We start from the raw sequence: 9,611 nt of genomic DNA, 5'->3' as shown, positions 1-9,611 counted from the left end.
GGTCAGAAGCGGCCGCCGCCGCCGCTCACACTGCCGCCCCCACCGCCACCGCCGCACGAGGGTGGCCAGGATCCGAACTGTCGTCGTCTTGCCGGCACCGTTCGGGCCGAGCAGGGCGAGCACCGTCCCGCGCGGCACCACCAGGTCGACATCGTCCAACACCCGCCGGGTGCCGTAGGACTTTCCCAGGCCTTCGGCCCGTACCGCAGTGCCGGCGTCTTCCGCGTCGTGCTTCATCTGTTCTCCCTGCGCTGACGCAATCGACCTTCTCTGGGCGTACGGCGTATTCGTATTGTGCGTACACCGTAAACGCAGCAGGCGCCAATGACAACAGTCCATGCCGAAGACGCATTCTTCGACAAAAAGAGCTGGTTGCCGCACTATCTTGCGACTAGTGCACCTCGCCCGGATCTGGTGTACTGATGGGGGCGGGCAACAATCCACGCAGCAAGTGCACTAGTGCACCGGAACGTCAGGAGCCAGGATGGTCGCCCGAACCGTTGGAACCGCCGCCCCGACGGCACGCATCGTCGCGGAGATCAGCAGGCGGATCACGACCGGCGAACTGCGCCCTGGCGACCGGGTGCCCTCCACCCGCCAGATCACCCGCGAGTGGGGCGTCGCCATGGCCACCGCGACCAGGGCGCTGGCCACACTGCAGGAGCAGGGCCTGGTGCAGGCCCGGCCCGGCGTCGGGACCGTGGTGGGTGCGGCCCGGCCGACGCCGGCCCGGTCATCACCAGATCCGGCGGACGAGCCGGACCCCCACCCGCTGAGCAGGGAGCGGATCATCGCGGCCGCGACAAAGGTTGCCGACGCGGAGGGATTGGCCGCGCTGTCCATGCGCCGGGTGGCGGCCGAGCTCGGCACCGCGACGATGTCCCTCTACCGGCACGTCCGGAACAAGGACGAGCTGCTGACGCTGATGGTGGAGGCGACCTTTGCCGGCTCTCCCCTGCCGTCCAGAGGCAACGAGCCGAGAGCCACCCTCGAGGCGCTGTGTCGGCTGCAATGGGCGGGCTACCAGCGGCATCCCTGGCTCGCCCAATGGGTCTCGATGAGTCGCCCACAGCTGGTGCCCAGCGCCATGGCGCACACGGAGTTGGCCATGGCGGTCCTCGCCGACCTCGGGCTCGCGGTGAACGAGCGACTGCATATGGCGGTGACGCTGGCCAACTACGTCCGCGGCACCGCCGTCAACCTCGAGCCGGAAGTGCTGGCACAGCAGGACTCCGGCCTGACCAGTGACGAATGGATGGCCTCCCAGGACAGCGTGATGACCGAGATCGTCGCGACCCACGACTTCCCGATGTTCGCTGAGCTCGCGACGGATCCAGCGCTCGATCTCACCCTTGACTCGCTGTTCGAGTTCGGCCTCGCCCGGTTGTTGGACGGCCTCGAGGCGCTCGCCGGCCCTGATGCCCGGGCCAACGGTGTCGCAGACTGATCAGCGTCAGCAACGACGCCTGGCGGTCCTGCTCGCCTTCGGCCGGAAGTATCTGGCCGCCTTCAACTCTCGTCACCAGTGGCGCCGGCGTCGGGTTGGTAGGGCGGCGCCACACCCCACCCCCAGCGCGGCACCGGTGCGTGTTCGACCACCGCCGCGCCCGGTTGGGAGTTGGACTGGGCGAGCCGGGTGCCCCATTCCAGGTAGCCCACCAGGGCCGCCCGGAACTCCGGGTCGGCCGGCATGCCGGCGTCGTCGGCCGCCAGGCTCATCAGGGACGCGAACCGGAAGCGTTGCTCGCCGGTGATGCCGAGATCGCGGTGGTGGGCCACCATCGCCTCGTAGCCGCCGAGCTGGTCGGTGTACTCGGCCGGTCCCCCGAACACCTCGATCCACCAGCGCGCGACGTGGTCGCGATGCTCCTCGCCGACCCCGCCGGGGAAGAGCGGACCGAGCTGGTCGTCCCGCTCGACCCGGTCGTAGAACGCGTCGATCATGCCGCGGAAGGCAGGCGCACCTCCCGCCCAGCTGAACAACGTCGGAACCGACGGCCGGTCCATTGCGCACTCCCTCTCATCTGCGGCCGGTGACGACCGACCCCGTCGATGCTGGCATGGTGAACGCCTCGATGACGGGCGCCAGCAGGCTCGCGGCCAGCAACACGAACGCGATCCGGTAGGCCACCGCGGGATTGTCGCCCAGGCCGAGAGCCACTCCGAGCGGGTCCCCGAGGCGCACCAGCAGGGCGCCGATGGCGATTCCCAGTCCCGCACCGAGTTCCTGCAGCGTGGCATGGAGCGTGTTCGCGTGCGTCATCTGCGCGGTCGGCACGTCGGCGAACGCAACGGTGTTGTACGCCGAGAATCCGATCGACCGGAAGATCCCGCTCAGCGTCAGCAGAGCGATGATGGCCGCCAACGGGGTCGTCGACTGCAGCGCGGCCATTCCTGCGATGCAGACGGCGGAGGCGGGCAGCGCCAGCAGCAGCACGGTCCGGATCCCCCAGCGCCGCATCAGCGGTGTGGTGAACGGTTTGATGCAGAGGTTGCCCAGGAACAGCGCGACGACCAGCCCGCCGGCCTGTGCCGCGGTCCAACCGAAACCAACCTGGAACAGCAGCGGCAGCAGGAACGGGATCGCGCTGATGACCAACCGGAAGACGGTCCCGCCGGCGACCGCGGCCCGCAGGCTCCGGATCCGCAGCGTTCGAAGGTCCAGCAGCGGAGCGGGCGCGCGGAGCAGGTACCTGACCGACGCCGCAAGGGTGATCAGCGCCAGGCCGAGGGCGATTGCGGCGAATGCCCAGCTCGGCCGGCCCGCACCCACCTGCTCGAGGCCGATCACCAGCGCCGCGACACCCACCGCGGTCAGCAGGAAGCCGCGCCAGTCCAGGCCGCGCCGGTGGTCGGCCCGCAGGTCCGGGACCAGTCGCCGGGTGAGCAGCAGTCCGACCAGCCCCAGCGGCACGTTGATCAGGAAGATCCACCGCCAGGAGGCGTAGGTGCTGATCAGCCCACCGAGCGGCGGCGCGAGGACCGGTGCCACCAGCGCGGGCCAGGTCAGATAGGCGATCGCCTTGATCAGTTCCGGTTTCGGGGTGCTGCGCAGCACGACCAGCCGGCCGACGGGGACCATCAACGCTCCGCCGACACCCTGCAGGACACGGAACGCGGTCAGCACACCGAGGGTCGGAGCGGCCGCGCAGCCCACCGACGCCACCGTGAACACGGAGATCGCCAACGAGAACACCCCGCGCGCGCCGTACCGGTCGCTGAGCCAACCGCTCCCGGGAATGAGCACGGCCACCGTCAGCAGGTACGCCGTCATCGCCACGTTGACCGAGACTGGCTGCACGCCAAGGCTGTCCGCGATGGCGGGCGCGGCCGGGGCGATGATCGTGGCGTCCAGGTTCTCCATGAAGTACGCCCCGGCGACCAGCACGGCCAGCGGACGGGAGAAACCCGACACTGCAGCACCCCCCGACGGCCGGATCCACCGGGCGATCACCGCCCGACACCCGAGATGGTCGCACTCATCCCGCAGGACGGAGAGCACTGCCCTGAAACGGCGGCACCGGCCCCGGGCGTGCGTAAGCTGTGACTTGTCCAGGGCTTCTTGCCTTGGGGGGAGTAGGAGCCATGCCGCTCTCAGAGGGCGAACAGCGCAGACTTGACGAGATCGAGCGCGCGCTGCGCAGCGAAGACCCGAACTTTGCCGCGACCATCACGATCAGCCGGGTCAAGCGTCATCGTGCGCTCGTCGCCGCCCTGCTCTTCCTGGTCGGCATGGTCGGCTTGGTCGTCGGTCTCGTCACCACGGACGCGGCGTTGTGGGCCGGCATCGTGATCAGCATGCTGGGCGTCGCCGCGATGGGTGCCGGGGCGCTCCTGTACTTCGGTCCGCGCCGCTTCCGTTGAATCCTCGTTCCATTCAGGCCGCGAGCAACGCGTCCAGCTTGGTGAACGAGCTCTCCCAACCGGCCTTCGCCATCGGCTCCAGCTCCGGCGTGTAGGGCCCCTGCTGGATGACCAGCCTCGTCCCGCCGCCGTCGGCGTCATGGAACTCCAGCCGCATGGTCATGGTCGTCGGCTCCTGCACTCCCGGCAGCCCGATGAACTCCTCGCTGCCGATCAGCAGTTCGTTCTCGACCACCTGGGTGAACCGGGCGTCCACCGGTGACGTCATCGTCGGGTTGTCGTCCTTGACCATCACGAAACGTTGGTGACCACCCGGGCGCGGATCGACGTCCACCGTGTCACGCGGGACGGAGAACCCGACAGGCCCGAACCAGCGGGCGAGCTCGTCGGGATCGGTGAACGCCCGGTAGACCAGCTCGCGGGGCGCGTCGAAGGCCCGGGAGATGATCAGCTCACCGGTCGTCGAGTGCGCTGTGGTCACCCCGTTCTCGGTCAGCTCGCTGTCGGGGCTGCTGCTGTCGGTCATGGCAAAGGTCCTTCCGTCGGGTAACTGATTGCTGATGCTTCCAGGCGGCGTTCCCGGTGCGACTGTCGGTGTGCCTTCGTACGGTGTTCCCCATGGCATACGACTTCCAGGTGACCGTCGACTGTTCCGATCCCCATGTCCTGGCGGACTGGTGGGCCGAGGCGCTGGGCTGGACGGTGGAACCCAGCAACGAGGACTTCATCCGCCGGATGATCACCGAGGGGTACGCCGTCGAGGACGACACCAAGACCCATAACGGTGTGCTGGTCTGGAAAGAGGGCCAGGCCATCCGCCCGCCCGACGGACCGATGGCCGGCGCGGAGGGCAGGCGGGTGCTGTTCCAGCTCGTGCCCGAGCCCAAGACCGTCAAGAACCGGCTGCACTTGGACGTGCGGGTGGGCCCGGACAAGGTCGAGGCCGAGATGGCGCGGTTGACGGCGGCGGGCGCGACCTTCCTGCACCGGGGGCAGCAGGGCCCGCAGAGCTGGGTGACGATGGCCGACATCGAGGGTAACGAGTTCTGCCTGACCTGAGTCCGGTTCAGGCGGGTCGCAGCTGCTCGACCAGCCACCGGCTGATCTCCTCACCGGCGAGCACACCGGCCGAGCCGGTGATGCTGACATGCGGCAGTCGCCAACCGATCTCGGCCAGTTCGCCGTGCGGCGGCCTGATCGCCGCGTCCGCCAGGGTCAGGAAGCCGGCGTCGAGGGCGCCGTCCCCGGCGGCGATCAGCCGGCCGGCGCCCGCCCTCGACCGGACCTCGGTGACGGCCGCCTCCTTCGTCAGTCCACGGGGCAGCGCGTAGATCTTCCGGCCCTGCATCGACACCACCCAGTTCCGTTCCGCGCACCAGGCGGTCCACTCGGCCAGGAAGTCCGCGGGCAGCCGCGCCAGGTCGACAACCAGATAGCAGAAGAGGTCGTCGGCGATCCGGCTGTGCAGCACCCAGGACGGGTCCGCGTGCCGGTGCAGTCCGCCGACGATCTCCACCAGGCCGGCGCCGTCGCCGGCGATCCGCCGTTCGACGGCAGTGCGCCATCGGTCGTCGGAGTGACCGTTGACGATGATGTGGCCGCCGTTACTGGTCACCGCGAAGGCGGCGGGACCACCGGGCAGCTGGACGCGGCCGTACTGGGCGACCGTCCGGGTCGTCGTCGGAACCAGCACCGCCCGGGCGCCGAGAAGCTCCAGCCAGCGGGCGGACTCGTTCGTCAGGAACGACTGTGGTCGGCCGTCCAACAGTTCGACGCAGGTCAACGGCGGCACGTCCGGCGGTGCGAGCATCGCGTCGATGGCCGCCCGGGAGTAGATCAGTGTCCGGTCGAGATCGACCGCGACCATCGTGCGGGGCATCAGGCCTCGCCCGGATCAGTCGGCGTCAGGCGGCGGACCAGTCCCATGCAGGAGTACGCCAGATCGGGCACCACCTCGATCGGCACATCGCGTTGCTGCGCCAGCATGCGCAGATGCAGGTGGTCCGGATGGTCGGCCTCGCGGACGAGAATCCGCCACGGGACCCGGCGGAGCAGCACCCGCGTCGTCTCCCCCACCCCGGGTTTGACGAAGTTGATCGAGTCGATGCCGTAGCGGCGGCGGATCTCCTCCACCGCGTCCCAGCCCGCGAAGCTCACCCGCCGATCCGACGCCTGCAGGGCCGGAAGCCCCTGCAGCACAGCGGGCCGTACGGCATCGAACTCCGCGCTGACGGCATCGAGCAGCCGGCCGGAAACGTCCGCACCCGACAATTCGGGATAGAACTTCGCGCCGTGGAATTCCTCCGGTCCGGTGTACAGCGGGTTGAGCACGGTGCGAGAGACCAGACCGGACACGGTGGAATTGAGGCAGGCGGATGCGATGAGGAAGTCGTCACGGGTGCCGAACGTCCGCACGCTGTGGCCTGGATCGGCCAGCACCGCGAGATCGTCGGAAAACCGTGGTCCACCCGCGGCGGCGACAACGTCCAGGGCTGCCGTCAGCTCCTTCGCGATCGCGCCCTTCCCGGTCCAGCCGTCCACGAAGACCACCGATGACGGGTCATGGTGTGCCGCAAGATAATCCAGCGCCACCGTGTCGATCCCCCGGCCCCGGACGATCGAGACGGCGTAGTGCGGCAGGTCGATGCCGTGCGTCTGTTGGGCCCACCTGCGCATCAGGATCCCGATCGGTGTCCCGGCCCGGGCCAGTGAGACCAGCACGCTGCCGGGCCCGCGTTCGGCCAGCACCAGCTCGGTCACCGAGCCGACGGCGTGGGCCAGCCGGCCGGCGGTCTCCGCCAGTACCTCCTCGAACAGCCGCTGGTAGGCCTCGTCCGGTTGGTATTCGATCGGCAATGACTCGGCGTAGTGCGCGAGGCCGGCCTGGATCGCCGCTTCCCGTTCGCGGACGTCGCCCTCGAGGTCGAGCGTCGACAGGTCGGTCAGCAACCAACCCACCTCGTCCGGGCGGTAACTTCCGAACAGCGGGCCGCGCAACGGTCCGGGGCTCGACGACGCCCGATCCGGGTCCTGCACGGCGCTCATGCCCCGGCGGACTGCGGAAGGACCACGCTCACCACCGGCGCGCCGGTCGCTGCGGCAATGGCCTCGGCCGGCCCCGTGGGACCTGGTCGCGACGGCCTGTCGTCGACGAGCAGGACGAGATCGGCCTCAGCACCCGCGGGGGTGCCCGGCCACCAGGCGTTGTACAGGTGACGCTCCGCGGTCCGCGGCGAGCCGTCGACCGGGACACGGAAATCGATGCGCCTCCGCACCGGGTACCCGGGCCGGTCCACCGCGTGCACCGGCGAACGGGTGGTCGACTGGAACGCGGTGCGCCGCTCGGCCGTGCTCAGGCCGGCGGCGATCCGCAGCGGGAGGTACATCAGTTCCTCGGTGCCGATCACCAGCACGGTGGCCGCGGAGCCCACCGCCGGGATCAGCGCCGCCACCGCGTCGGACACCGCCGCGTCGAAAGCAGGCCGGTCGGCGGGGTGGAATCCGTGCCGCCCGCCGGTCGGCACGGCTGCCGGCCACGGCAGCTCTACCTGCGACAGCTGCTCTGTCCCCAACGGCTCTGTCCCGGCCGGCCCTGTCCCGGCCGTCATGTCGGCCGAGATCCTTTCGACCGCATCGGGCGGGACCACCACCGAACCGCGGACCAGCGACACCACGTCGATCCGGCAGCCGAGACGCTCGGCGACGGCGGCGCGCCGGTCATCGTCCGCGGCCGATCGCACGTCGACCAGCCCGGCCATCACGTACCGGTTCCGCGGGGTGATGCCGTGCAGCACCTCGATGACGTTCAACGCAGTCGTGCCGGTGGAGAGCTCGTCATCCACCAGGACAACGGTGCGTGCCGTGGTCAGCAAATCGGCGGCGGCCGGCCGGAGCAGATGACCCGTGGCATGCGAGTGCGGTTCGGTGAATTCGGCGGCGACCGGGACGTCGCCGGAGCGGCGCCGGGTGGAGTGCAGGTAGGCGGTTACCAACTGGTCGGCGACGAGATGACCGAGAGATGTCGCGGTTTCGGCGAAGCCGATGGTCAGCACGTCGTCCGATCCGGAAGGGGCGGGCAGCGCACTGAGCAGGGCGTCCGGGTCCGCACCGGACACCGAGGCCCGGGCCGCTCGCCACCAGCGGGCCGGGCCGCGCGCATCGGGTTCGCCGGCCAATGCCTGTGCGACCAGGGCGCCGAGCAGTCGCCCGCTCCCCGCCACGACCCGGGGGTCGACCGGGATGTGTTTGCCCAGCACCGTGGACACCAGCAACTGGGCCCGCCGCGGATTCTGCCGTAGCGCCATCGCGACCAGGTCGGCCATCGTCAACCCGACGGGCGACCCCCGGTCCGCCATGGCGATGCCGTAGGTGTCGGACACCCACGAGCCCGTGGCCGGGCCGGCGGTCATCAGGCGTCCTGCAGTGCGGTCATGATGTCGACGTGCGAGATGCCTTGCGCAGCAACGCCGAAGACCCGAGCGCGGAGCAGCGTCCGGGCGGCCCAGATGCGGTGTGGCCGCGGCTCGTTCATCTTGTTGCGGTATCCGGAACGGCGCACCCCGCCCTCGTCGGCCAACGGTTCGAGCACGTCAGCCGCGTCGAGGTACTCCTCGTGCGGCACGACGGCGAGCGCGTGCACCGGGGCGATGTGCAGGGGGTGGATCACCGACTTGCCGGTCAGCCCGTTGACCCGGTCGAGCATCGTCTCCCGGATCAGGCCGTCGAGGTCACGGCTCAGCAGATCGCGGCGGAGCCCCGACGCGTGCCGCTCGTCGAACGGGCTCTGCCGCAGCTGCGGCCGCAGGATCCGCTCGTGGTTCGCGAAGTACTCCCACACCGGCCCGGTGATGGCGAAGCCGGTGCCGTCGGTACGGCCGAGATGGTTGACCACCTGGATGATCAGGTCCGCCGCCACCCCGACGTCGTAGATCGAGAAATCCCGGTCCCGGCGGATTCCGAACAGGCCGCACAGATCGGTCGCGCCGATGCGGACCGTCAGCACCAGTTCCCGGTACTCGTCGAGCAGCTCCCGGATGCCGCTCAACTCGACGTCGCGGGACTCCCGGTAGAGGACCCGTGGAGTCTCCAGCACCGGCATCGCGTAGAGCGGGTACTCCGACCGCTCCCGCGCATCGGAGACGGCCCGCAGGAATTCCGCGCCATGCGCAAGGGAGAACTTGGGTATGACGAAACCGCTGACGACGCCGATGTCCTCGCCCAGCTCCGCGGTCAGCGCCCTGATGTGGTCCACCGTCCGCACCCTGACGAACAGCTGGCATTCCGGGGGGTCCTCCAGGAGCCGGCGCAACGTCCTGGCCGTGTCGGCCAGCGCCGATTCGACGGAACCGTCCGCGATCGCGTCCTCGAGGTCGATCACCATCGATTTCGCACCAGCTGCCGCCTGCCGGCGGATCGATCCGGCGAGGTCGTCCCGGGTGGCCGGCACATACAGCGTGGCACCCAGCGCGTGAGCCAGCACCGACCGCTCACTGTTCCGGTCGAAACGCTCAGGTGCTTGATAGAAGAGGACATCTCGGACACTTCTCGGCAGATGGTCGAAATGCCGCACGTGCCCTCCTTGCTGTTCGGTGTGAACGGTCCGCTGTTCGGTTCCGGCGACCCGGGGAACTCTGTCATGCCGGCCGGAGTTGGGGTCAAGGATGGTGCGGGGTGGCTGTTGCGGACCCACCGATAGGTTGGAGACTGTTCTCCAGCCGGTCGGTGGCCGCAATTGTCACCACCGGCCC

11 protein-coding genes are annotated in these 9,611 nt (G+C 69.6%); 3 read left to right on the top strand and 8 right to left on the bottom strand.

All coding sequences use genetic code 11. The features are described 5' to 3' along the window. Window positions 1-237: ATP-binding cassette domain-containing protein (locus ACVBEQ_RS26920; RefSeq protein WP_447156486.1), on the bottom strand; the 237-nt coding region annotated here is incomplete at its 3' end. A 247-nt stretch (window positions 238-484) separates the two neighbouring features. Here ACVBEQ_RS26920 and ACVBEQ_RS26915 point away from each other — a divergent pair. After that, a complete protein-coding gene (locus ACVBEQ_RS26915; RefSeq protein ID WP_447156485.1) occupies window positions 485-1,447 on the top strand; it encodes a TetR/AcrR family transcriptional regulator C-terminal domain-containing protein in 963 nt (320 codons plus the stop codon). A gap of 62 nt (window positions 1,448-1,509) precedes the next feature. On the opposite strand, the gene ACVBEQ_RS26910 is transcribed toward ACVBEQ_RS26915, so the two are convergent. Next, entirely contained in the window at window positions 1,510-2,007 is a 498-nt protein-coding gene (locus ACVBEQ_RS26910) for a group II truncated hemoglobin (RefSeq protein WP_447156484.1), read from the bottom strand. 13 nt (window positions 2,008-2,020) lie between these two features. Beyond that, on the bottom strand, window positions 2,021-3,394 hold the full coding sequence (locus ACVBEQ_RS26905; RefSeq protein WP_447156487.1) for an MFS transporter: 1,374 nt from the start codon (window positions 3,392-3,394) through the stop codon (window positions 2,021-2,023). A gap of 191 nt (window positions 3,395-3,585) precedes the next feature. Here ACVBEQ_RS26905 and ACVBEQ_RS26900 point away from each other — a divergent pair, with 191 nt between their 5' ends. Next, window positions 3,586-3,864 carry a DUF3040 domain-containing protein gene (locus ACVBEQ_RS26900; RefSeq protein WP_447156483.1) on the top strand — a complete coding sequence of 93 codons (279 nt, stop codon included), beginning with the start codon at window positions 3,586-3,588 and terminating at the stop codon, window positions 3,862-3,864. 13 nt (window positions 3,865-3,877) lie between these two features. Here ACVBEQ_RS26900 and ACVBEQ_RS26895 read toward each other — a convergent pair whose 3' ends face one another. Beyond that, the gene (locus ACVBEQ_RS26895) at window positions 3,878-4,390 is read right to left on the bottom strand and encodes an SRPBCC family protein (protein ID WP_447156482.1); all 513 of its coding nucleotides are present in this window, start codon (window positions 4,388-4,390) and stop codon (window positions 3,878-3,880) included. Window positions 4,391-4,482: 92 nt separating this feature from the next. On the opposite strand from ACVBEQ_RS26895, the gene ACVBEQ_RS26890 reads away from it, so the two are divergent. Beyond that, window positions 4,483-4,923, top strand: coding sequence for a VOC family protein (locus tag ACVBEQ_RS26890; protein ID WP_447156481.1), 441 nt, complete (start codon window positions 4,483-4,485; stop codon window positions 4,921-4,923). Window positions 4,924-4,930: 7 nt separating this feature from the next. Here the strand turns inward: ACVBEQ_RS26890 and ACVBEQ_RS26885 are convergent, their stop codons facing one another. Genes ACVBEQ_RS26885 through ACVBEQ_RS26870 form a run of 4 tightly spaced genes read right to left on the bottom strand, consistent with a single transcriptional unit; the run spans window position 4,931 to window position 9,433 of the window. Then, on the bottom strand, window positions 4,931-5,743 hold the full coding sequence (locus ACVBEQ_RS26885; RefSeq protein WP_447156480.1) for an HAD family hydrolase: 813 nt from the start codon (window positions 5,741-5,743) through the stop codon (window positions 4,931-4,933). Further along, the gene (locus ACVBEQ_RS26880; RefSeq protein ID WP_447156479.1) at window positions 5,743-6,909 is read right to left on the bottom strand and encodes a cysteine protease StiP family protein; all 1,167 of its coding nucleotides are present in this window, start codon (window positions 6,907-6,909) and stop codon (window positions 5,743-5,745) included. Before ACVBEQ_RS26880 ends, ACVBEQ_RS26885 begins: the two co-directional genes overlap by 1 nt. Further along, window positions 6,906-8,273 (bottom strand): phosphoribosyltransferase domain-containing protein, encoded by a 1,368-nt coding sequence (locus ACVBEQ_RS26875; protein WP_447156478.1) that lies wholly within the window; start codon window positions 8,271-8,273, stop codon window positions 6,906-6,908. The genes ACVBEQ_RS26880 and ACVBEQ_RS26875 overlap by 4 nt, the downstream gene beginning before the upstream one ends. Continuing rightward, window positions 8,273-9,433 (bottom strand): HpcH/HpaI aldolase/citrate lyase family protein, encoded by a 1,161-nt coding sequence (locus ACVBEQ_RS26870; protein WP_447156477.1) that lies wholly within the window; start codon window positions 9,431-9,433, stop codon window positions 8,273-8,275. The genes ACVBEQ_RS26875 and ACVBEQ_RS26870 overlap by 1 nt, the downstream gene beginning before the upstream one ends. Between the last annotated feature and the right edge of the window lie 178 nt (window positions 9,434-9,611).

Source organism: Nakamurella sp. GG22, assembly GCF_052976845.2.
This window is presented reverse-complemented; position numbering and strand designations above follow the sequence as displayed.